Genomic DNA, 24582 nt, shown 5'->3' with positions numbered 1-24582 from the left:
TTCAGCGTAGGAGCTAATACATGGCCAAACGTGATTATTACGAGATACTAGGCGTTGCCAAAGGGGCATCCGCCGAAGAGATCAAAAAAGGCTATCGTACCAAAGCCAAGGAATTGCACCCCGATCGCAATGCCGACAACCCCAAGGCCGAGGCCCAGTTCAAAGAAGCGAACGAAGCCTATGAGGTTCTGAAAAGCGCCGAGAAAAAAGCGGCCTATGACCGTTATGGTCACGCCGCATTCGAAGGTGGCATGGGCGGCGGTGGCCAACGGCCCGGTGGTTTCGGCGGCGGCGGTGGTCAGGGCGATTTCTCGTCTGCCTTTTCCGACGTGTTTGACGACCTGTTCGGCGACTTTATGGGCCAACGCGGTGGCGGGGGCGGCGGACGTCGTGCCGCGCGCGGTGCTGACCTGCGGTACAACCTTGGCATCACCCTCGAGGAAGCATTCAAGGGGATGCAAAAATCGATCAATGTGCCGACGTCGGTTGCCTGTAATTCGTGTAACGGGTCGGGTGCCGAAGGTGGCGCTGAACCCACGACCTGCCCCACCTGTTCAGGTATGGGTAAGGTACGGGCGCAGCAGGGTTTCTTTACCGTTGAACGTACCTGCCCAACCTGTTCAGGCATGGGTCAGATCGTCAAGAACCCGTGCAAATCTTGCCGGGGTGCAGGGCGCGTTGAAAAAGACCGCGCGCTGTCCGTGAACATCCCTGCCGGTGTCGAAACCGGTACACGCATCCGCCTTGCTGGCGAAGGCGAGGCTGGGATGCGTGGCGGGCCGTCGGGTGATTTGTACATCTTTATCGAAGTGCAGGATCACGAGCTGTTTGAACGCGACGGGCCAAACCTGTTTTGCCGCGTTCCCGTCTCGATGAGCACGGCAGCATTGGGCGGCAGCATCGAGGTGCCTACCATCGATGGTGGTCGCGGGCGTGTGCAAATCCCGGCAGGCAGCCAATCAGGCCGTCAAATGCGGTTGCGTAGCAAGGGCATGCCGCCCCTGCGCGGCGGTGGCGCAGGCGATATGATTATCGAACTGGCTGTCGAAACACCCGTGAACCTGACCAGCCGCCAAAAAGAATTGCTGCAAGAGTTTGAAAAGGAATCCGAGAATAATAACCCGGAATCCAGCAACTTCTTTTCCTCGGTGAAATCCTTTTGGGATACGATGAAGGGCTAACACCAAGGTGGGGCAACTACTGCCCCACCTGACCTGCCCCGTGCGCCACGATCCGCGCAAATTAACGCAATCCTAACCACCATTGCGAAATGGTGCTGGTATGCGGAAAAATACCTCCTCTTTTGCTGATCCCGTGTTCCCGTTTCTGCGGGACGAGGCCGTGCAAACAACGCCCGCACCGGCCAAGCAACCTTCCTACATCGCTAATCACCGTCAGCGGCTGCGGGCGCGCTTCATGCAAGGTGGGGCCGACCCCCTGCCCGATTACGAACTGCTGGAATTGGTCTTGTTCCGGGCCATTCCGCGCCGCGACGTCAAACCACTGGCCAATGCACTGATGGATCGTTTTGGCGACTTTAACCGTGTCGTCACCGCACCAGAGGCCCGCTTGCGTGACATTGCAGGCGTCGGGGACGCCGTGATCGTAGAGCTCAAGATTATCGAGGCCGCCGCCCACCGCATGGCCCGGTCAAAAATCATGCAGCAACATGTGGTGTCCAGCTGGGATGCTCTTTTGGATTATTGCCACACCGTGATGGCCCACCGCGAAACCGAACAGTTTCGCGTGCTGTATCTGGACCGCAAGAATGTGATCATAGCAGACGAAGAACAGGCCAAGGGAACGGTTGACCACGTGCCCGTATACCCCCGCGAGGTTGCAAAACGCGCGCTTGAACTGAACGCCAGTGCGTTGATTTTGGTGCATAATCATCCATCAGGCGACCCAACCCCGTCGCAAGCTGACATCGACATGACAGGGCAGGTATTGGCCGCCTGCGCGGCCCTTGGGATGACCTTGCATGACCATTTGATCATCGGAAAATCAACCGAGCTTAGTTTTCGTTCCGAAGGCTACCTATAAACCGCGGCTGACCTGTTCAGAATTGCGGAATTTACGGCATAGGCTGCGCCGGATATGACGTTAACCATGATTGATATGCCCATTCCCGATGACTTGTCCCTGTCGCAACGCAGCGGCCTGCCCGATGCACTGCGCAGCCTGATCGAGGCATATCCCCGCGCCGGATGGGTGCAGAATCCCAATTATTCGCAGTTGATCGCCTTTTGGCTGGACCGTCACCTGATGTTCCGCCGCCTGTTGGATCAGTTGGACAGCGATGCGAAAGCGGCCCTAGATCGGGTTGAGGGGCCAGACCAATACAAGCGCAAGCTGCACCGGTTTGGCGGGATGCTGATTAACGAGCTGCACGGGCATCACCAGATCGAAGATGCCCAATATTTCCCCATCATGGCAAAGCTTGAGAAAACTGCCGAGCGGGGATTTGATATTCTGGATGCCGACCATCACAGCCTTGATGGCATCCTGTCCGACCTCGCAAACAGCGCAAATGCTGTCTTGCAACATGACGGCGCGACCGACGGGTTTATCGATGCGACAGCCGCGCTAAAGGGGCAGCTTGATGCCTTTCGTCCGATGCTGAACCGTCATCTGACGGACGAGGAAGAATTGGTTGTACCGGTTTTGCTGAAATACGATCCGCCGCAATTCCGCTAACGCACCCATACCTCGACCCGCCGGTTTGCCTGACGCCCCCAGGAACTGTCATCACAGGCCATCGGCATCGCCTCGCCAAAGGCATCAACATCCAGTGTAACGCGTTCCAGATTAACCGTAATCGCCGCAGTCGTGACGGCGCGGCGCACGGCCTCGGCCCGGCGCAGGGCGATTTCACGGTTTCCGCGCGCGGCCCCTTCGCCATCGCTGAACCCGACAAACAGCAAACGCCGCGCATCATATTGGCCCAGCTCAAGCGCACGGGCCAGTTGCTGCACATTTGACCGCGATTGTGCGTCCAGCCGCACCGATCCCGCCTCAAAGCGGAAGGTGGTGGAAAGCCGCGCCATCGGGGTTAATGTCGCGGTCATGCGCTGCAATTCCTCTAACGAGGTTTCCGGCCCCGCCACGCTGATGGCATTGGCAAAACGGTTGCCCTGATCATCAATCGCGATTTCTTCGGGGGTTTGGTCCACAAATCCGGCGCGACGGATCACGATCTGCGCCGTGGGGCTGCGGGTGAAAGATAGAAAATCCCGCGCCAACTGCGGCAAGCGCCGTGCCGGAAAGTATAAAAACATCGGCGCAGTCAGGGGGTAATCCTCGGTTTTGACCGTCCTGCGGGACACGTCCAAGGCAAAACCGCAGCTTCCCGTAAGCGTCAGCACATCGGTGTTGCGCCGCTCGGCATAGCTGGTGATCCCCAAGGCAAAGGTATCGCCCGTCACCGCCTTCGCCAGATCTTCGGGCAGGGCATGTCGCGTGATATCAGTTGTCAGTTCCAATCCGGCAGGGCGCAAAACCTGATCTGTAATCGCCTGCGCCAACCCGCTGCTGTCGCTGGGCAGATGCAGATCAATCGGCGCATCCGGCCCGCCCAGTTTTTCCCAATTTGTAATTTCGCCCGCGAACACCTGCGCCAATATAGCCGGCGAAATTGACGTGATCGGGTTAGAGGGCGACACGACAGGCACAACCGCATCCAAGGCCAGCACACGGCTGCGGTTCAGACCCGTCATGTCACCAAGCCCTGCCTCGCGGGCGCGCTGGCGTTCTTGCGGGCGCATCTCGCGCAGCGACATCACGATATCGGCCTCATCCGCCAATAAATCCGCAAACCCTTCGTCAGAATTGCTGGCATGAAAACTAAAGCGGCCGACCAGATCATCGGTTTTCTGGTCTCTCAGCTGATAGTTAAAATGGGTGCCTTCACCGTCTTGTCGCAGCGCACGGTAGCCGCTGCGCTTGGCAAAGGCATCGATCAAGGCGGGCATCAACACCTGCCCCATGGTCGCCGACCCGGACAACCGCAGCTCTGCCACGTATTTCTCAAGGTTTGGGCAGCCTGGCCCCGCGCATTGAACGCCTGACCCATCGATGGTCAGTTCGCCATATTCCGTCTCGACCCGATAAAACTCGCCGTCAAAGCCGAGCAAGGTACCGCTCAGCTCGATCTTGCCATCACGTGAGGTAAGCGCAACATCTTGCGCCGCCAGTTGTATCGCCCAGCCAGACAAGAAGAGTGCGGCGAAAACCGCCGCACGTAGAGAAGTGAGCATGTGACCTCAGCTTTATTTAGTTGCTGGCAAGTTTCAGGTCTTCGAACAGATTATTCAACACCAGAAAGCTGCCCACTGCATCACAATCGGGGACAGCCAGTGTCAGATCGCGTGTGCGGATACCATCATCCGGCATCAATTCCAGCGTCTGTGCTTCGATTTCTTGACCGCAATTGGCTGTTGTTACCTCGGCCTCAACGCTTAGCGCGACACTGCCGTTGCCACGGCCATGGGCCACAGGAAACGTATAGACCTCGGCCATCATGGGGGACGCAGCGCCCGTATCGCCGTTCAGTGTGACAAAGCCACCCTCGCCCGTGATTGCAGATGCCGTATCGCGCGGGTTGCCCGACCAGATGTGGCCGGCATCGTCATAGCTGGCACCGAACTCAAACGCGTGCATCTGAAAACCAGATACATCTTTCCATTGCAAGACCACCCGATCAAAATCAACCAGATCTTCAACCTCGGTCTGCGCCACGGCACCTTCCCCGTTCCCGAAAGCGAGAACAAAAACCGCTGTTTCGCTGAGCGCTGGAACAGTGACATTCAGATCACCAGTCGCCGACGTGGTTTGCGTGAAAATCATACCTTTATGATGAATATTAACCCGCTCATTCGGGAGGCACGTCGCCTTAAGCGTAAGATTTACCATCGCAGCAGCCATCGGGCGCGCCTCGGCAGTAATCTCGCAGGCATTAAGGGGGGCTTGCGGTGTTGGCTCAAGCGCAGAACTCTCACCCTCGGATGTTGTGGCCAAGGTTACATTTCTGTCCGGGGCCGGGCTGGCGCTGTCAATTTCACCGGGTTGAAGGCTGAACGCTGCCGATGTCAGCTCGATGTCTTGAACTTCAAGAATTGATGTTTCAGCGTCTAGAGACTGAAGATGACGCTCCCGCGCCTCTGCATCTAACGCCGCACCATACCGTTTTGCGGCCGCGTCAGAGTTTTGCATGATGAAACCAATGCTTAGGGCACAGCCCAATGTGCCTGCAACGGTAAGGATTTCTTTCGTACGTGACATGTCCAAGACCTCACTGGGAATGATTCCCAGTTAAATGTCGTACATAACCGCGTCTAAGCTAAGGCAGGGTGGGGGTATGAATATGGCTTTTTCTGGGCAGCCCTATCCTGCCCTATCAGATATCGTAATAACCTTTTCCGTACTGAGAATAGGCACCGCCCTTGTCACCATAGCCGTATTTTCTCATCCGTTTTTCATCAATCTGGCTCAATACGAAACCAGTAATACGCTGGTTCGAATTTTGGAACATACGCATGGATTCATCCAAAAGCGCCCTGCTTGTGCTGTCCCATTTCACAGAGAACAGGATCGCGTCGGCACTTTCCGAAATGATACGTGCGTCAGGAACAACGAGTATCGGCGGCGTATCGATGATAATAAAATCATATCGCTTACGCATCTCGGCGATAAATGCCTTGAATGTATCAGACGAAAAAATATCCGCCGCATTCACATTGGTTTTCTCGCCGGCCAGAACGTCTACGTCAAAGCCCTTTGGACGATGAATCGCGTCGGCAAAATCAACATCTTGGTTGAGAACAGATGCGATTCCTGTCGTTGGCAGCGTCGGGAAGTATTCGTTCAACGTGCGGCGCCTGATATCGCCCTCGATCAGCAGAACCGACTTTCCAAGGCCTGACAGAAATTTCGCCAAGGACAGCGACACAGTGGTCTTACCCTCGCCCGGGATCGATGAGGTCGACACGATGACCTGCGGTTTCTTATCCATATTCGAAAGCATCAAGGAGGTCCGCAGATTTCGGATGGCCTCGGCCGCAGCTGACGTTGGTTTGTCTGAGAGATACTGCAAGGTATCTTGACGCGCGCGGGTCGGGATGAGCGGCACCTGCCCCAAGACATTAATGCCTGTGTGACTCTCGAGTTCATCTGCCGTGCGGAATGTGCTCATTCTGTATTCACGAAGCAGTACAATGCCCGCACCAATCATCGCACCAAGGATCATCGCAAGCGCGACGATCTGCGTTTTCTTGGGTGCGCTTGGCACAGCAGGTACAACAGCATGTGATAAAATACGGCTGTCTGCTTTCTGAATACCCTCTTGGGCAGAGGTCTCTTTCAGCCGCGTTAGAAAATATTCGTACAACAGGCGGGTTGCCTCGGATTCGCGGGTCAACTGTTGGAGCACAATCAGGTCTTCGCCTTGGCTCGCGACCTGTCTCCCCAACTCAACTTCCGACAAACGCAACGTGGTTAATTGCTGTTCAGCTCTTGCGGTGTCGACCCGAACACGGTCCAGGATTGTTTGATATCGTGCATTAAAAGCGTTCTCGCTTGCTTCCGACGTGAGCCCATCGCGTGCAATGCGGGTCAGTGTGGCGTCTTTTGCGGCAGCCAGCTTTTCCTCGGTGGTTTGCGCGTTGTTCAAAGCGCTCAGCGTCGTTTCAAGCTCTATCTTCGATATCTCGGCATTGGAGATCCGGTCCCGCATATCCTTAATCTGGCGCTCAAGTGCTTCTAGACCTTCGATCGACACAAGCTGCGTCTGCGCGGTGAAGCTCTTCACTTTCTTTTCAGCGGTCTCGAGTTCAATTTGCAACTCGGACACACGGTTGCTCAACCACTCTGTGGCTTGATCAGTGGCTGTGAATTTTACTTCCAGCTGATTGCGAATATAGGTTTCAGCGAAAGTATCTGCGATCTTGGCAGACTTGACCGGCGACTGGGTTTCCGCAGAGATGTTGAAAACCAAGCTTTGTCGAATATTGCCAACGGATACCTGGCGCAGCAATTGCTCTGTGACGTTATCGCGAATTCTGTTTTCTTGTAGCGTCTCACTTTGGGCCATTTCCTCGGACATACCCGAACCAAAAACCGATTTGACCGCCTTGATCCCGCGCCCGATGAGCGAAGGTTCTCTGAGTTCAGAGTTAAATTCCGGATCCTCTATAAGATTCAGTCGCTCGACTACCTTCTCGGCAAGGCCGCGTGACCTTAATACTTCAACCTCAGTATTGACCTCGGCATTATCTCCCGACAAACCACCCGCGATTGAGGGCAAGCCTGCAAAATTGTCCTGTTTAGTGTCGAGAATAACAACCGCAGTAGAACGGTACATGGGAACGGCTTTGAAATAAGCGTAGTATATGGCCAGACCCATGACGCAGATGGTCACAAATGCAATAAGCCACTTGCCACGCCACAGGGTCCCGATCAAAGCAGCAAGGTCGATCGTGTCTTCTTCGGCTTCAAGACTGCCTTGGTTCTTTTGCAAAGTATCGCTCATCTTGTTCCTGTCGTTCTTAAAAGAGGCAGCCAACGTGTTGGAGGCCGTCCCGCTACCAAAGCACTTTCAAATAAAGCTTGATCGATTGAATTTCGCCTGCCCAAGCTGTGCGGTACTGCCCAGCATCTACAATTGCGAGACCCCTGAATATGGGGTGGACTACTAATGGGTTAGGCAAGAATTTCAACATAAAGTTGACTTTTACCCACTTGCTCGCCGCGTATTATCCATTCTGTTACTTCAAACCTTCTTTAGCAATAAATTCTGCAAGCCGAAAGATCAGCTGACCGCGTGCGCTGGCAATGCCCGCCGGGCCGCTTTTGGGGTCAAATGAAACGCTTTGGTCGAACAGGCCCGACCGTTCCCTGCCGCCCCCTGAAACCGCGACAAAGTACTGGCCAGTTGCGCGAAACTGTCCTGTTTCGGTTGCCAACAGCTCGGTAAAGCGCAGCTCTAGCCGGGCGTCGGGGTATGCCTCGAAAGGCCACGGTTCTGACGCGACAGGCCGGCCGGTCAACCGGGACAGGCTTTCGCTAATTTCCAGCGCCACGGCCCGTTCTGGCGCGTCCGCCCAGAGCGTGTCGGTCGAACTGACCAAGGTACCGTCATTCTTCCGGATGTGTATTTCATCAGCCGCCGCATAGCTGGGCAGAGAGACATCACGCACCTCTACCGACCGGAATGCAATGCGCACCGTTTCTGTCACGGGAGGGAGCGTTACGGCATAGCGGTCCGCGGACCCGCAAGCGGCCAAAGCCAAACACAACCCCAGAGCTGCGATATTTTGTACGACGTTCATGTTCTAGCGTCCCAGCAATAGCGAATTTGGATTACGTTCAATGGTCTTGGCCAAAGATGCAAGCGCATCAGCCGCTTTTTGGATATCCCGCATGGTTTCCTGTGCGGATCGGCTGATCTTCTCGCCCTCGTCATAGCCTTCGATGGTACGGCTGGCCTGATCGAAAAGGGCCGATAGCCGGTCCACGATCTGAGGCAGATCTTTTGCTGATACAGCGATATTGTCGGCTGCATTGCGTGCCGACGCCAGGGTTTGATTGACGTTTTCGATCGCACCACCCTCGCGCAGTTCTTGCAAGGTATAGTTCAGCTCGTCCAAGGCGTTTTTCAACGATCCCGGCAGGGCAACTGCCTCTGGCGTATCAATCACAGCCTCGGCAGAGCGGGTTAGTGCCGTCAACTCGTCCACCAATTCCTGAAGCTCAAGATCGCTGGCTTTGGCGGCAACAGCTTGCACTTCTGTAATGAGTTCAGGCACCCCCTCAATAGAGGTCGAAAAGCCATCAGCAGCACCGGATACCGCATCCAGCGCATCCAACAGACGCTTGGCCATCTGCTCTTGCTCGAGCGTCGCAACCAAGGTTTCCACCCGCGACAATGTTGCATTCAGACTGACGGGGATGTTCTGAACGGAGTCGGATGAGACCAGTCCAGTAACCTCGTTGATAAGCGTCCGCACGTCTTTTGGGGTCTGTTGCAACTCGTCGCTACCAATAAATGCCTGAGCGGAATTCATCAGGCCGATGGCGCTGTTCAGCAATTCCTCGATGGGCAGGTTGTTGATCCGGGTAAACACGCCTTCAACGGTGGCGGCAGCGTCCGATGTCTCGTTTTTGGTGGTCGGCATGACAGGCAAACCATCCGCCGTCGCCTCGAGCCGCGCAAATGGGGCATCCTCGACAATAACCATTTCCACCTTAAGGCCGCCGGTCAGCAAACTGGCGCTGGCCAAACGGGCGCGCAAGCCGTTCGCCACGCGATCTTGCAAAAACGCCAAGGCGCTTTCTGCAGACACTTCGCCGGGCAAGCCTAGACGCGCGGGCTGGATAGACAGGGTCGCGTTCAGCCGGACCCGGCTGTCGCCAAACTGGTTATAATCCACGATTCCGGACAGTGCTTCGACTTGACCAATGTTCAACCCGCTCAGCTCGACCACCGCACCCACAGCAAGGCCCGAGATATTCTCGTCAAAGATCACGCTCAGCTCGACCGGTTCAACCGCAGACGAATTAAAGACCGCGTTGCGCGCCTCTTCTTTGCTTGGGAAAATTTCGAAAACCGTCCCGTCTTGAACGCGACCGCCCCCTGAAACGAAAGTATCAAAGGTGATGCCCCCACCGATCAGGGTGGCGATGGATGCAAAGTCGATCTCGGCCCCGCCGGGGCCAATTGAAACACTGAACCCCGAGCTATCCCAAAACCGGGTGGAACTGTTCACCAGATTGCGGTGCTCCTCATAGATCAACGCCTCGACGATTGCGAAATTACCGCGGGGTGCGATCTCGGCCTTGCCCAGACGGCCCACTTCGATGCCGCGATACAGGATCGGCGCGTCGTCTGTCAGTTGACCATTTCCTACGGTGCGAAATGCGATCTGCAAACCGGTTTGGCCGGTCCTGATCAGGGGCGCAGATTCCGCGCCGCTAAAACGGTTGGCGAATGAACCAATTTCATCATTCCACGACCCTTCGATGTAAACACCGCTCAAAACGGTGCTTAGGCCGGTAATGCCTTGGGCCGACACTTCGGGTTGAACGATCCAGAAGGCAGCGCTGTTATCGATATAGGGGGCAACGTCCTTGTCGACGCGGATTGTGGCGACCACCTTGTCCAAACCTTGCGAAAACCCAACCGCCTCGACCCGGCCAACGGTTACATCGCGAAACCGCAATTCGGTTTCACCCGCCTTGATGCCCGCACCGTTTTCAAACTCGATAAAAATTTGTGGTCCGCGCGCGTTATAGCTTTGCCAGGCCACGCCCAATGCAACCAAAAGCGCCAGAAACGGGATGATCCAAACGATCGATGCGCCGCTTAGGAATATCTTGCGCGCAGATTTGATCGGCACGTCAGGTGGTGTATCAGTCATTTTGCGTGGAATCCCCATCCCCTGCTTGGTCATCCCAAATCATACGGGAATCGAAAGCCTGTGCGGAAAGCATAGTGAAAATCACGGAAAGTGCGAAGAACATACTCGCCGGACCGGGATTGATAGTGGCTAGTGTCTTGAGTTGCACCAGAGATGATAAAATCGCAACCACAAAGATATCGATCATCGACCAGCGGCCAATGTATTCGACGATTTCATACATGAAATGCCGCGCGTTGTTCGAGGCCATACGGCGGCTTTTGACGCTGATCGCCAGATAAGCAATGGCCCAGAATTTGGCCAACGGAATGACGACCGACGCGACCAGAATGATCGCCGCCACCCCAAAGGCACCGTGATGGGCCAATTCCACCGCACCGCTGATGATCGTGCTTTCGTCGTTCTGAAACAACGTCTTGGTGCGCAGCATCGGGTACACGTTTGCCGGGATATAGCACATCAGCCCGACCACCCAGAATGCCCAGACACGTTGCAGACTGCCATAGTCACGCGACACCATCTTGTGCCCGCACCGCCCGCAAATCTGCGTGCCCATCGGCCACGCTTGGGTGCAACGGGTACAGGCCACAAGGCCCATCTGCCGCGCGCTTAGGATTTTTTTGGGTGTTCCAGAGAATTCCATACAGACCATCTACAAATAAAGTTCTCTTGGGCGACCACCAGAACCACCAAACCGCCAAACATCCAGAATGCAGGCCCAAACCCGACCGTTGCCAGATCGGCGATTTTGACCAGTGCCACTGCGCAGCCCAGTGCAAAAATCTCGGCCATCGACCACGGGCGCAATGCCTCGGACGCGCGAAAGGCCTGCATCGCATATCGGGCGGGGGGTAAATCCAGCACAACGGGGACCAGCACATAAAGCGTGATCACCACCCGGATCAACGGAACGATCAGGATCAAACCCGCCGTCGCCAAGGCCAGCAGCAAAAGCGGCCCGCTTGAAAATGCCAATGCCGCATCGATCACCGAAACCGAGTTTTTGTTGCCTGCCGCGTCGATATTGAGGAACGGAAAAAACGCCGCACCAATGATCAAAATGAACGTCGCGATTGAGATGGCGATGATAATCAGGCCCGCTTTGTGCCGGGGTGCGATCAGCAAGGTGTGACAGCGTTGGCAAACCGCCTTTTCACCCATTTTGGGGATTTTCAGATGATACACGGCATCGCATTTGGGACAGACAATCAGGTCTGTCAGCGGAATTTGTGTGTCTAGATCTGCGGTGTCCTTCATAGCGCTTTTATACAGTGTCTTTCGGCATTTGATATGCAAATCCGCACACGATTTAGTCATGAAAACGCGTATCTGCCCGTGCAATCCTTGATCGCTGGCTGGAACGAATTCGCCACACAAGTGTTGGGAGGGAGAAGCAAATAACGAGCATGAAGGAGAGTAACGATGACACAGATTTCAAATGCAAAAATCATGATCCTTTCAACCAATGGTTTTGAGCAATCCGAGCTTGAGCGCCCCCTGAATGACCTGCGCGCCAAAGGTGCGACAGTGCATGTTGTGACCCCCGATGGCGAAGACATCAAAGGTTGGGATCAGAAAGATTGGGGCAACACTGTTCCCGCTGACAAGGCACTGGCCGACGTAAGTGTTGATGATTACAACGCTCTTGTCCTGCCCGGCGGTCAAATGAACCCCGACATTCTGCGCGCGAACAAAGACGCCGTTGCGCTGATCAAAGCGTTTGGCGATTCAGGCAAGCCCATTGCCGCCATCTGCCACGCACCTTGGTTGCTGATCGAGGCCGGTATTATCGAGGGCCGCAAAGCAACCTCTTACGGGTCCATCGCCACCGATCTGAAAAATGCCGGCGCGCATTTTGAGGACAGCGAAGTTGTGGTTGATCAAGCGATCATCACCAGCCGTTCGCCCGAAGATCTGGACGCGTTCATCGCAAAGATCGTTGAAGAGGTCGAAGAAGGCAAACACGACCGCGAAGCTGCCTAAACCAGCTTGCGTATCGTATCGGAAAGGCAGGGTTCACGCCCTGCCTTTTTGGTTTTCAGCCCAAGGCCTGCGTAATGCTTTTGGATAGCTTTTCGACCAGTTCGTCAATTTGCGCATCCGTGATGATAAAGGGCGGCGCCAGCAACACGTGATCGCCGGTTTTCCCGTCAATCGTGCCCGCCATAGGATAGCAGATCAGGCCGTTTTCAAACGCGTGTTTCTTGATCTTTGCAGCGATCCCCATGGACGGATCAAACGGCGCTTTGGTGCTGCGATCAGCCACCATTTCAACGCCCATGAACAAGCCCCGACCCCGAATATCACCGACGTTTGGATGCTGGCCAAAGGCCGCATTTAACGCGCTGCGCAGCTTGTTCCCCTGACGTTGCACGTTGGACAGCAGATCGCGCCCCAGCACGGCAGAAACCACCGCGACACCGGCGGCGGCGGCCGTGGGGTGGCCCACATAGGTATGCCCGTGCTGGAAAAAGCCCGTGCCGTCTCGGATGGCCTGATAAATCTCTGCCGTGCACAGCATCGCCCCGATGGGTTGGTATCCACCGCCCAACCCTTTGGCGATACACAAGATATCCGGGTTCACGCCTTCTTGCGTGCAAGCAAACAACGCACCGGTGCGCCCCATGCCGCACATGACCTCGTCCAAGATCAACAACACGCCGTATTGATCGCAAATCTCGCGGATGCGTTTGAAATACCCCGGTGCGGCGGTCAACGCGCCCGACGTCGCCCCCACCACAGGTTCGGCAATGAATGCCATCACGGTTTCAGGGCCGACGCGCAGCAATTCCGCCTCAAGCAGGTTGGCGGCGCGGAGGCCGTATTCCTCAGGCGTTTCGCCGTCGTGCATCAGGCGGTATTCATAGCACGGATCGATATGGCTGATATCCAGCAGCAACGGCGCAAATTGCGCGCGCCGCCATTCGTTTCCGCCCGCCGATAACGCGCCAATGGTATTACCGTGATAGCTTTGCTTGCGGGCGATGATGCGGCCACGGTCGGGCTGGCCGCGTTCCACGTAATACTGACGGGCAAGTTTCAGCGCGGCCTCGACCGCCTCTGACCCGCCGGACACCAGATAGACACGATCCAGATCGCCCGGCGCATGTTCGATCAACAGATCGGCAAGGATCTCAGCCGGTTCAGAGGTAAAGAACCCCGTATGCGCATAGGCAAGGCTGTCCAATTGCGCCTTGATCGCATCAATCACCTCGTGGTCACCATGGCCAAGGCACGACACCGCCGCGCCGCCTGAGGCGTCTAAATACTGTTTGCCGCTGGCGTCGGTCAGATAGCACCCCTCGCCACTGACGGCGACCGGGGGCAGGTTGCGGGTGTGACGGGGAAAGACATGCGACATGGGGTTATCCTTGGCTAAGGGTTAAGCAGCACCGGGCAGCAACACGTTGCGCGCCCCTTCCTCAAAATTGTCAATCGTCTGGGGCCAGACCGTTCCGGGCCAACGCAGTTCCATCTCGCGTTTTCGGGGGCGGTAGACGGCGGTGTATAGCGTGCCAAAACCGGCATTAAAGGCATGCGAATACAAGGGCGGCTTTAGAAACGTGCCGATGAACTTTTCCTCGGGGTCGCGGTGGAAACGCAAGCGTTGCAGCAGATACCGCTCGCGTTCGACCGTGGCTGTGAACCGTGCGTGGCTGATCCATTCAACGGTTTCTTGATGGTTGGTTGCCACAGCGGCATTGGTGATCAATGCCTCGCGATCAGGGGCCATGAAAGCCGTCAGATACTTGCGTTTTCGGTCCAGCACGGTGACGTTATAGCTCATATGCGTTGGGACGCGCGCCAGCACCTCGCCTGCCTGTTCCGTGGTTTCGCAGGTTTGCAAAACATAGCGCAGGATAAGCGGCACGCCAAACCCCACACCCACGACGCGCCTGCCGCCAAAGGTCAGCGATATCGACAGGCCTGCGTCATTCACACCGTCCACCAACCCGAACAACCCGTCCGAGGTGCCCATAACTTTGCGGCCCTGCCAGCCCGTGTGCAAAACCAAGCTGTCAAAAGCGTTGATGTTGTAGTCGTAATTGCGCACCAAAACCGGTTCTCTGCCGCCCCACACGGCCTGACTGCACCCCGACAGATAGGGCGGCGGACAATAAAAGCTTAGGAACCGCGCGGCCAGATCACCGCCGCCGGCCTGCTCGCACAGTTCCTCATACAGCGGGACCATCTCGGGCATGTGGGTTTTCAGCGCGCGCAGGCATTCCGCATAGGTCGGGCGCACGGATTCGCCCTCCTTCAACCACCATTTACGGTAGTGAGGCCAGTATTCTGCGAAAAGCCCGGCCCATTTGGGACCGGGCGTTTCTTCTGATATCGCACGCCAAAGCATGTGCTGGCCTCTCGGGGCTTAGAGAATTTTAAAAGCCGGGTCTGAAAACGCTGGACCTGCCTCTGCCACAGGCAAAGGCCGACCGTGCACCGACTGCTTGATGCCGTGAATCCACTTTTTCGCGCGCTCATTCAACTGGAATGATTTGGTCATCGACCGGCCGCGGGTCACAAGGATGCCAATATCGGCCCCCTCATAGCGGTAATCACCCGGTTGAAGGATGCGCAAAAAGAACGCTTCGTTTTCAGATTCGACCGCACGGCGGTGATAATCGAAACGGTCAAACACCACACGCCCGTCTTCAAGCATCTTATAGATGCCGGTTTCCGGCGCATCGCTACAGATATCAACGCTGTCTTCGGTGTGTTTGATCACCATTTGCGACCAGCCGTCGATCATCGCGGGGTCGGCCCAACGATCGTTCAGCTCGGCCGTGTCCAGATTGAATTTCTTTTTTGAGAACTCAAGCAAGTGGAACAGGAACAGCGGCGCATCGGCATGGGCAAATGCCGCGTGGTTGGTCATGGATGACGCGCCGGTGATGCGCGGGTTCAATTCGCCCAGCCACAGATCGCCGGTCTTTTTGTCGATCAGGAAATCGAGCTCGAAATACCCGCGATACCCTTCCTTGCGCAGCTGTTCACCGAACTTGAACGTCAGTTCGCGCGCGCGTTGGCGCACTTTGGGCGGGAAGGCCGTGGACAGGATTTCATTGCCACACCAGCCGCCCCGATAGGGTGTCAGGTCTTTGAAACCGACCAGCTCGGTCATCAGCGGCCCAACGATTGTACCTTCTTTGGTGGCACAAGCCTCGATCGCGGAACCACGGCAATCGATGCGCTTCATGATCTTGATCTCGCCCTCGCCGACAATCTCGGATTCGTGGCGACGGAAATCAGCCTCGGATTTGATAAAGAACGTGGTGTGCCCGCTGTCACCAAAGGCCGATTGCAGCACCAGATCGTGACCGATACCTGCCTTTTCGCAGGTCTTTTTCAGATCTTCATAGCTTTTGACTTCGGCCAGCACGTTCGGCACCGATGGCACGCCCGCCTTGTTGCCGATCCGGACGGTTTCGATCTTGTTGTCCATCTTGGTGCGCAGTTTGGCCTTGGGGAACCAGACATCGGCACCCAGTTCTTTGGACAGACGCTCGGTTTCCTCGTCGAACATCAGGAACACAAACTTGGGCTTGCCACCGCGACGTTTGATGAAATCAATCACCTCTTTGTGCTGCAACAGATAGTTGTTGATGTCTTCGATGCTTTGGAATTCGGCGTGCGGCTGTTCGGACGGGCAGAACACGTTAGGGTGCTTGCCGCCGTAGCAGTCGATGTAGCAGATATATTTAAAGTTCTTCACCCATTCATCGAGACCCAACAGGTTAAAATTGGTGGCCGAGATGAAATAGATCGGGTCTTCGTTACGGTGAAAGAACCGGCGGATTTCCGAGATATTCTTGAGAACAGTCGTGGACATAGGATGGGTTCCTTTTGTTATTCAGGTGAAGACGAGAGGTTTTTCTTGCGCACACGTTTGAGCGCAGCATCGGTAAAGACACGCAGCCCCAGATCGGGCCGGTAGCCGTGAATTTCGCTGACATCCAAGGCGCGCATGAAGGACAGGATTTCCTGGCTGACGACCTGCCCCGGCACAAGGATCGGAAAGCCGGGCGGATAGGGGATGATAAAGCTGGCCGATACGACCGTTTCACCCGCATCCATCGCCTCCCGTAGGGTGCCGTTAAGGTCCAGATAATCGGTGTTCTTTTCATCATAAGCGAGGAAGAACGCGGTGCGAATATCCCCTTCCGAGGTCACGTTATCGGCGCGGAATGCATCGTGAAAACGGCTGAAGTCTGGCAGCGGTGGATAGTTTTCCATCAGGTTCGACACGCGATTGTCGAACGAGCGGCGTTCCATCTTGCTGGCATCATCCAGCAGATCATCCAGCGATTTGGCGATCTCGACCAGCACTTCGATCAGATAGGCTACGCTGGATCGTGTCGTGCCGATGTTGGTCATGAACAACACGGTGTTGCGCGATGTTTTGTTGATCTGGATGCCGTATTTATCCATCAGGATATCGGTCTTGAACGTGTCACCGTCCCAGCCCGTGCCGCCCACCAACAGGGTCACGCGGCTGGCATCCAGAACGAACTGGTCTTTCTCCCAGCAGTCCCACATGTCGGTCCAGCCCTGTTCCTGATCGTAATAGCTGGTGACCCCGCTTTCGCGATATTCCTCGGGGATCATGTCCCCTGCGGTCAGCACCTTGAAATATTTGCTGAGCAGCGGATGGTCGGCAATCGCACGGCGCATGGACAGGGCCGCTTCGATCTGGCGTTGGACGAATTCAAACCCTTCCAGCTCAACCTGCCTACGCCCGACATCCAATGACGCAATGATCTGATAGTTGGGCGATGTCGATGTGTGGGTCATGTAAGCTTCGTGGAACGACTGCTCCACCTCGCCTTTAAAGTCTTGGTCGTTGACGTGCAGCATCGACCCCTGACGCAAAGATGTCAGCGTTTTATGTGTCGATTGCGTGGTATAGACCCTGACCCGCGACGTCGGCGGCGGGATCAGCCGGGTGTTCAGCAGGGTTTCCTCATCTGCATCTTTCAGCGTTGCCTGCTGTGCCTCATAGGCTTCGGCGTGTTTGGCCGTTTTGAACTTGTCGCGCAGGGTGTTCGCGGCATTCATGCCGGTGCGCTGGCGATAGGTCGGGTTGAAACGGGCAAAGGCAAACCATGCTTCGTCCCACAGGAAAACGAGGTCAGGCTTGATCGCCAGACATTCTTCCATGACGCGTTCGACGTTATAAACCAGCCCGTCAAAGGTACAGTTGGTCAGCAATAACATGCGCACCTGATCCAACTTTCCCGCCGCCTTGAGCGTCAGCAATTGCTGCTTGATCTCGCGCAGGGGCACGGCACCGTACATCGAATATTCGTTCAACGGATAGCTATCAAGGTAACAGACCTGCGCGCCCGCCAGCACCATGCCGTAGTGGTGCGATTTATGGCAATCGCGGTCGACCAGCACGATGTCACCGGGCCGTACCAGCGCCTGCACGACGATCTTGTTACAGGTCGATGTACCGTTGGTGGCAAAGAACGTCTGCTTTGATCCAAATGCCCGCGACGCCAGTTCTTGCGCTTCTTTGATCGGGCCATGAGGTTCCAGCAAACTGTCCAACCCGCCAGACGTGGCAGAGGTTTCGGCAAGGAAAATATTGGGCCCATAGAACGCGCCCATATCCTGAATCCAGTGCGAACGGGTGATCGATTTGCCGCGGCTGATCGGCATTGCGTGGAAAACGCCCGTGGGCTGTTTGGAGTATTCGACAAGCGCTGTGAAAAACGGCGATTTGTTCCGCGCCTGCACACCGCGCAGAATGTTCAGGTGCAGCTCCATAAAGTCTTCTTGGTTATAGAAAACCCGCCGACAGATACCCAGATCAAGGCCTGCGATGTCTTCGACCGACCGTTCAGTGACCAGATAGGCATCCAGCTCAGGCCGCACCTTGGCGATCATCCGGCACAGTTCGGGGCCATAGTTTTCGGGCTGCAGTTTTTCGATCTCTTCCTGACCACCGGCGCGCGCCAGATAACGGGTCAAAATCTGTTTATCCATTTTGGATTTCAGCGTCAGACCCGGGCGCACAACGATGGCTTGGATGTTGTAGTTAAACAGCACGGCAATCAGCGCGTCTTCGATGGATTTGACGACCACCGCCTCGTAATGAAACGGGTCTTCGGGGCGGCGCATGCGGCTGACGTTGGATTTCAGCCAGCGTTCTTGCTGTTCGCTTACATCGTCAACGATCAACACCTCGAAATACGGCTTGGTCAGCGCCCGCGCTTCGGGGGACAGCATTGCCTCGTCGTCATGTTCTTCGTTGTCGATGCTGTCACGCTCAAGCGGGATAGACCGGCGGCGATAGGCCCCTGTCGTCAGCCCACGGGCGATGCGGTTGATGGCGAATGCCATGTCTTCAAAGTTGTTGTGATTCAGCATCCGCTGAAGATGTTCGAACGCGGGCATGCCCGGAAATGCCCAATAGGGTTCAATCAGGGCAAGCGATGCAAAAAGCTCTTGGCATGTTCCCCGCAGTTTTTCGATCTCTGCGGGGCTTGCTTTGCGGGTCAGGGCTGTTGCCGCCCCGCGCAGTGCGCTCCACCTGTCCGACCGCAACTGAATTGCCGACGAATAGTTGTTCATAGAATGCATCAATCGTACTCCGGTTAGGGCGTCCGCTTTTGCATCCTGCGTCCCGACCAAAGATTGGCCGGGACAAGATACACAAGCTTAGCCGCTGGATGTTGGACCGCTTCCGGCGGGTGCGCCGGGTTTTACGGGTGGATTAGGTGGTGCAGCGGCAGGGACCGCAGCGACATGAGGTTCAGCCGGAACTGTCGCTGTTCCAGCAGTTGGGTTTGGTAAAGGTTCGTGTGCGAAGCTGGGTGTCGCATCTTGCCCCTTAAAGGTTGGCGCATCAGGGATAAGTTGCGCGGGCACATCAACATGCAGACCTGCACGCGTACCTTGATGAGGTATTTCAAGCGGGCCAAGCGTGTTCAAATAAGCATCGGTTCCGCTGCTGCGATCATAGACCGAAAAATCGGTCGAACGGTCGCGGAAGGATTTCAGAACCTGACCCAAACCCTTCATACCGGTTTCACGCTGACGGCGCACCATCGACAAGTCAACTTCGATCGGGAACATGTCTTCTTGGCCAGCGGATTGGTGCAGCACCATCGATGTCGGATCAACGACCAAGGATTTGCCAACACCGCCCGCCCCAAGGCCGTTTACCGCAAAGACATAGCACTGGAATTGCGCCGCCGTTGCGCGCGCGATGGCCAGTTCGGCGTCGCGGTCGGTGGTGCCGGTCAGAACAGGCGTCAAAAGAACTTCGACACCCTGGCTGGTCAGTTGCCGTGTGGTTTCCGGGAACCACATGTCATAGCAGATCGACAGGCCGAAACGGCCGACTTCTGGTACGTCAAAGACGCAGAATTCAGTGCCTGCCGCGATGCCGGATTCATACGGCCGGAACGGGAACATCTTGGCATAGCGGCGAATAATCTCGCCCTCGGGGTTGATCACCACGGCAGTGTTATAAACGCGGCCATCCTCGGGGTTTTTCAAAAACATCGATCCGGGGATCAGCCAAACGCGGTGCTTGCGCGCGGCGGCTTGAAACTTCTCAAGCGCTTCATTTTCCGGCGGCAGGGCAAAGCGATCCAACGGGCCAAAGGGGGCCAGTTCGGAAAACAGAACCATCTGTGTCCACGGGAAACGCGCCATCAGAATATCCAGCCGCTGGATCATACCATCGACGTTGGATTCCAACGCATTGACGTACATTTGCACGCCTGCAATCGCAAAAGGTGTCATAAGAACTTACTCCGTCCAAAGGGGCGTTTCTGGCGGGACATATTCCCGCCAGAGGCCCAAGTTGGACAGTCCATACCCCGTCTGTTCAGAATACTAAACAGGTGACGTGCTGGCCCCTTAAGCGCCCTGTGCATGGCTTGTATGCGTGACACGCACATTGCTCTATTGTTTACCCCGTTGTCGTCTGGCGAATGCCACGTGAATTCCGGCCTCTTTGCAGCACCACAACCAAGGCAAGCAGCAAAAGCGCCGGGATAAACATCCAGTATTTGCTGGGCACGGACACAGGTTTGAGAACGCGCAGAACCTCTTGATCCCAGTCCAGACCGGCAGCTGCCGCAGATGAATCGTACAGCACATCGTCGATGATCATCTTGTCGCCATCCATGCGCGTCACGATACCTGCTGCTTCCAGCTTCTCCTCGCCTGTGGTTCCTTCGCCAATCGGCAGCAGCGCCACAAATTCAATCGGATCACCCAGATCACCGACACCAGACACTCGCAGGCGCAAATTCTCGCCAACGGGTGTATCGGCTGCGGCTTGCACGATCTCGGCTGGTGCTTCCTCAAGATACGGTGGGAACACCATATCCATCCAGAAACCGGGCCGGAACAGCGTGAATGCAATCAGCAGCAGGGCGATGGTTTCATAGAAGCGGTTTCTGGCCAGGAACCACCCTTGGGTTGCCGCCGCGAACAGCAGCATCGCAAAGGTCGCGACAATGAAGACGAATATACCTTGAACCATCGTCACATTGATCAACAACAATTCGGTGTTGAAGATGAACAGGAACGGCAGTGCTGCGGTGCGCAAGCTGTAGAAAAACGCAACCACACCGGTTTTGATCGGATCACCGCCAGATACAGCAGCAGCGGCAAAGCTCGCCAAACCCACCGGCGGCGTCACATCGGCCATGATGCCAAAGTAGAACACGAACAGGTGCACAGCGATCAGCGGCACGATCAGACCGTTCTGCTGGCCCAAGGTCACGATGACAGGGGCAAGCAGCGCGGACACAACGATATAGTTCGCCGTGGTCGGCAGACCCATGCCAAGGATCAGCGACAAGATTGCCGTCAGGAACAAAATGGCAAGGATATTGCCGCCCGACAGGACCTCGACCACATCGGCCAAAGCGGACCCCACACCGGTTTGGCTGACAACGCCCACGATGATACCCGCAGTCGCAGTGGCGATGCCGATACCGATCATGTTGCGCGCGCCAACGACCAAGCCGTCGATCAGGTCTTTGACACCTTCAACCACGTCATTGGCGAACTGGCTTTCGCCGCGGAAAATCGCCATCAGCGGACGCTGGGTGACCAAGATGAACACCATATAGGTGGTCGCCCAGAACGCCGACAGGCCGGGGGACAGACGGTCAACCATAAGCGCCCAAACCAGCACGACGATTGGCAGGATAAAGTGCAAACCGGAACGCACCGTTGGACCGGGCATCGGCAAACGCGTGACAGGCTCGTTCGGATCGTCCAGCTTCAGCGGCTCTTCTTTGGAACCGATATACAGCAGCGCCGCATAAACCGCCGTGAGCACACCAAAGATGATGTAGCCCGCGCTGTTCGGGAACGCAGGGCGCAACCAGCCCATGCCATAGTACACCGCAAAGCTAAGCGCGCAGATCGCCGCAACGACAAACGCGGTCACCAGCAAACGCTGCACAATCGGCTTGGGCGTATAGGGACGTTCAAGCCCGACCATACCGGCCTTCAAGGCCTCAAGATGCACGATATAAACCAACGCGATGTAGGAAATCACCGCAGGCAAAAACGCATGCGTGACCACGTCGAAATAGGGGATGCCCACATATTCAACCATCAGGAACGCCGCAGCGCCCATAACGGGCGGCATGATCTGGCCGTTCACGGACGATGCAACCTCGACCGCGCCAGCCTTTTCAGAGCTGAACCCGACCTTTTTCATCAATGGAATGGTAAATGTACCCGTGGTCACCACGTTCGCGATGGACGAACCCGAGATCAGCCCCGTCATCGCAGAGGACACAACAGCCGCCTTCGCAGGTCCGCCCTTCATGTGGCCCATCATGCTGAACGCGACCTGGATAAAGTAGTTGCCCGCACCGGCCTTATCCAGCAGCGCGCCGAACAGAACGAACAGGAAGACGAATGACGTCGAAACACCAAGCGCGATGCCGAACACACCTTCGGTGGTGATCCACTGGTGGTTCACGATCTCGGACAGGCTGTTGCCCTTATGCGCGATGATGTCGGGCATGACCGGCCCAAGCACATTGTAGATCAGGAAGACCGAGGCCACGATCATCAAAGCCGGGCCAAGCGCGCGGCGCGTTGCCTCTAGCAGGATCATGATACCGATCACGAAAACCACGGTATCTTGCATGTTGGGCGCGCCAACGCGGCTGGAAATATCACGATAGTAAACAAACAAATACAGCGCGGCTGCGGCACCGACGATGGCCAAGGCCCATTCCCAAACCGGAACGCGGTCTTTGGGGGAGCCCAGCAAAACGGTGGCAACAACACCAAGGGCGACCAGCGGAATCCACCATGTCGGCGTTCCGTCTTTGGCAGCGACCATAAACAGATAGGCCAACACAATCGGCACAATCAGACCAAGGCCCAGCTGTACTTTGGTGCGGGCGGCGGGAAAGGCGGTGATGCCAAGGAACAAGGCAAACGCAAGGTGGATAGACCGGGTTTCGGTGTCGTTAAACACGCCCCAGCCCACAACAAACGGAATGGGTGACGCGATCCAAAGCTGGAACAGCGACCACGCAAGGGCAATCATCGCGAGGAAAAAGCCAACGCTCCCCGTCGCGGAACGGCCGCCCGTGTCAGAAGACGCAACAAGTTCATCCAGTTCCGCCTGACTTAGGCCCGCGCGCCCTGCGGCTCCGGCTTCGACGGCAGCGGCTTGCTGTTGATCTTTGTTTGACATGTGTAGTCCCCCTGATGGCCCCATCTTAGGACGAGTGCCGCTTTTTTGGTATCTGGCGGGCCTTGCAGCCCGTAGAAAGCGGGGCGCGCCCGCTTTCTAGGTTAGCTTGGGTTAGATTATTCGATCCAACCGCGCTCTTTGTAGTACTTTGCAGCACCGTCATGCAGAGGTGCGGACAGACCGCCAGAGATCATCTCTTCCTCTTGAAGGTTCGCAAACGCAGGGTGCAGCTTTTTGAAGCGGTCAAAGTTGTCGAACACAGCTTTTACAACTTCGTACACCACGGCGTCGTCAACATCGGACGATGTCACAAACGTCGCCTTCACACCGAATGTTTTCACATCGCTGTCTGTGCCTTTGTACATGCCACCGGGAATGGTCGCATATGCATAGAACGGGTTTTCAGCGACCAGCTTGTCGATTGCTTCGCCTTCAACTGGAACCAGCTTGGCGTCGACTGTGGAAACCGCTTCTTGGATCGATCCGTTCGGGTGGCCCACGGTATAGATGATCGCATCAACCTTGTTATCGCCCAATGCGGCGGCTTGCTCGGCTGGCTTCAGCTCGGAAGCGAGCGCGAAATCATCCATGGACCAGCCTTTGGCGTCCAGAACGACTTCCATTGTGGCCAGCTGACCGGAACCGGGGTTACCCACGTTCACGCGCTTGCCCTTAAGATCGTCAAAGCTGTCGATGCCCGCGTCGGCGCGTGCAATCACAGTGAACGGTTCAGAGTGTACAGAGAACACCGCGCGCTCTTTGTCGAACTTTTCACCTTCAAATTTAGAAGTGCCGTTATAGGCGTGGTACTGCCAATCGGATTGGGCAACGCCCATATCCATATCACCCGCTTTGATCGCGTTGATGTTGGCGATGGAACCACCTGTCGAAGGCGCTGTGCACTTCAGACCGGTTTTGGCGCTGTCACGGTTCACCAGACGGCAGATCGATTGACCCACAACAAAGTAAACGCCGGTTTGACCGCCGGTACCAATGGTGATGAATTTTTCTTGTGCTGTCGCTGCGGTGCCCGCGACAAGCGCGGAAGCAATAGCGATGGACTTGAAAAGTGTCATTTTGATAGTCTCCCAACTTTTTCCCAGACCCCCCGTCATTCAGCGCGGGGTTTCATAGATACCTGAAATGAGCGCAGATATTTTCGAGTAAAACAAGCCAATTTATTGCAGTCTAGAGGTTGAATACACGTCAAAAACACCGGTTTCAGCGTCGGCGACCTTGGTCGCACCCCTGCATCCTATTGGTGTATCGGCGTTGGATTTAATGCTCGCCAGTCACTTGTGCCGGTATGGAACCAATACAACCAATTGATTTAAAATGCTTTTGGAAAGACGGTCGGTGACGATAGTTACAAACACACATGCAGTGTTGAGAAAATCAAACGACGGCATTTTTAATTGTATCGGATAAATTGTGGCACCCTCGTGAAATCCCAAGTATTTATGCTATAGGCTA

18 protein-coding genes are annotated in these 24582 nt (G+C 55.9%); 4 read left to right on the top strand and 14 right to left on the bottom strand.

The window, feature by feature from the left end:
• Positions 1-20 precede the first annotated feature (20 nt).
• From dnaJ to AADJ11_RS02050, 3 genes are all read left to right on the top strand, one after another.
• The gene (gene dnaJ / locus AADJ11_RS02060) at positions 21-1181 is read left to right on the top strand and encodes a molecular chaperone DnaJ (RefSeq protein WP_341232897.1); all 1161 of its coding nucleotides are present in this window, start codon (positions 21-23) and stop codon (positions 1179-1181) included.
• A gap of 100 nt (positions 1182-1281) precedes the next feature.
• Positions 1282-2043: a DNA repair protein RadC gene (radC, locus tag AADJ11_RS02055; RefSeq protein WP_341232896.1), complete on the top strand. Its 762-nt coding sequence runs from the start codon at positions 1282-1284 to the stop codon at positions 2041-2043.
• Positions 2044-2097: 54 nt separating this feature from the next.
• Positions 2098-2697 carry a hemerythrin domain-containing protein gene (locus AADJ11_RS02050; RefSeq protein ID WP_341232895.1) on the top strand — a complete coding sequence of 200 codons (600 nt, stop codon included), beginning with the start codon at positions 2098-2100 and terminating at the stop codon, positions 2695-2697.
• Here the strand turns inward: AADJ11_RS02050 and AADJ11_RS02045 are convergent.
• From AADJ11_RS02045 to AADJ11_RS02015, 7 genes are all read right to left on the bottom strand, one after another.
• Positions 2694-4256, bottom strand: coding sequence for a phosphate ABC transporter substrate-binding/OmpA family protein (locus tag AADJ11_RS02045; RefSeq protein WP_341232894.1), 1563 nt, complete (start codon positions 4254-4256; stop codon positions 2694-2696). The two genes, AADJ11_RS02050 and AADJ11_RS02045, sit on opposite strands and share 4 nt — an antisense overlap.
• Before the next feature lie 16 nt (positions 4257-4272).
• On the bottom strand, positions 4273-5280 hold the full coding sequence (locus AADJ11_RS02040; protein WP_341232893.1) for a hypothetical protein: 1008 nt from the start codon (positions 5278-5280) through the stop codon (positions 4273-4275).
• 115 nt (positions 5281-5395) lie between these two features.
• Positions 5396-7525: a polysaccharide biosynthesis tyrosine autokinase gene (locus tag AADJ11_RS02035; RefSeq protein ID WP_341232892.1), complete on the bottom strand. Its 2130-nt coding sequence runs from the start codon at positions 7523-7525 to the stop codon at positions 5396-5398.
• Positions 7526-7760: 235 nt separating this feature from the next.
• Positions 7761-8324: an ABC-type transport auxiliary lipoprotein family protein gene (locus tag AADJ11_RS02030; protein ID WP_341232891.1), complete on the bottom strand. Its 564-nt coding sequence runs from the start codon at positions 8322-8324 to the stop codon at positions 7761-7763.
• A gap of 3 nt (positions 8325-8327) precedes the next feature.
• The gene (locus AADJ11_RS02025; protein WP_341232890.1) at positions 8328-10412 is read right to left on the bottom strand and encodes an MlaD family protein; all 2085 of its coding nucleotides are present in this window, start codon (positions 10410-10412) and stop codon (positions 8328-8330) included.
• Entirely contained in the window at positions 10405-11010 is a 606-nt protein-coding gene (locus AADJ11_RS02020; protein WP_341233647.1) for a paraquat-inducible protein A, read from the bottom strand. Before AADJ11_RS02020 ends, AADJ11_RS02025 begins: the two co-directional genes overlap by 8 nt.
• 11 nt (positions 11011-11021) lie before the next feature.
• Positions 11022-11669: a paraquat-inducible protein A gene (locus AADJ11_RS02015; RefSeq protein WP_341232889.1), complete on the bottom strand. Its 648-nt coding sequence runs from the start codon at positions 11667-11669 to the stop codon at positions 11022-11024.
• Positions 11670-11834: 165 nt separating this feature from the next.
• Here AADJ11_RS02015 and AADJ11_RS02010 point away from each other — a divergent pair, with 165 nt between their 5' ends.
• Positions 11835-12395: a type 1 glutamine amidotransferase domain-containing protein gene (locus AADJ11_RS02010; protein WP_341232888.1), complete on the top strand. Its 561-nt coding sequence runs from the start codon at positions 11835-11837 to the stop codon at positions 12393-12395.
• Positions 12396-12450: 55 nt separating this feature from the next.
• On the opposite strand, the gene AADJ11_RS02005 is transcribed toward AADJ11_RS02010, so the two are convergent.
• From AADJ11_RS02005 to AADJ11_RS01975, 7 genes are all read right to left on the bottom strand, one after another.
• Positions 12451-13773: an aspartate aminotransferase family protein gene (locus tag AADJ11_RS02005; protein WP_341232887.1), complete on the bottom strand. Its 1323-nt coding sequence runs from the start codon at positions 13771-13773 to the stop codon at positions 12451-12453.
• 21 nt (positions 13774-13794) lie between these two features.
• On the bottom strand, positions 13795-14766 hold the full coding sequence (locus tag AADJ11_RS02000; protein ID WP_341232886.1) for a C45 family peptidase: 972 nt from the start codon (positions 14764-14766) through the stop codon (positions 13795-13797).
• Between the two features lie 18 nt (positions 14767-14784).
• Positions 14785-16245 (bottom strand): biotin carboxylase, encoded by a 1461-nt coding sequence (locus AADJ11_RS01995; RefSeq protein ID WP_341232885.1) that lies wholly within the window; start codon positions 16243-16245, stop codon positions 14785-14787.
• A 17-nt stretch (positions 16246-16262) separates the two neighbouring features.
• Positions 16263-19001 (bottom strand): aminotransferase class I/II-fold pyridoxal phosphate-dependent enzyme, encoded by a 2739-nt coding sequence (locus AADJ11_RS01990; RefSeq protein WP_341232884.1) that lies wholly within the window; start codon positions 18999-19001, stop codon positions 16263-16265.
• Positions 19002-19079: 78 nt separating this feature from the next.
• Positions 19080-20171, bottom strand: coding sequence for a carbon-nitrogen hydrolase family protein (locus tag AADJ11_RS01985; RefSeq protein ID WP_341232883.1), 1092 nt, complete (start codon positions 20169-20171; stop codon positions 19080-19082).
• 169 nt (positions 20172-20340) lie between these two features.
• Complete coding sequence (locus tag AADJ11_RS01980) at positions 20341-23109, bottom strand: TRAP transporter permease (RefSeq protein WP_341232882.1); 2769 nt, start codon at positions 23107-23109, stop codon at positions 20341-20343.
• A 116-nt stretch (positions 23110-23225) separates the two neighbouring features.
• On the bottom strand, positions 23226-24185 hold the full coding sequence (locus AADJ11_RS01975; protein WP_341232881.1) for a TAXI family TRAP transporter solute-binding subunit: 960 nt from the start codon (positions 24183-24185) through the stop codon (positions 23226-23228).
• Positions 24186-24582 lie beyond the last annotated feature (397 nt).

The sequence above is a fragment of the uncultured Sulfitobacter sp. genome, from assembly GCF_964021855.1.
Classification (GTDB): Bacteria; Pseudomonadota; Alphaproteobacteria; order Rhodobacterales; family Rhodobacteraceae; genus Sulfitobacter.
This window is presented reverse-complemented; position numbering and strand designations above follow the sequence as displayed.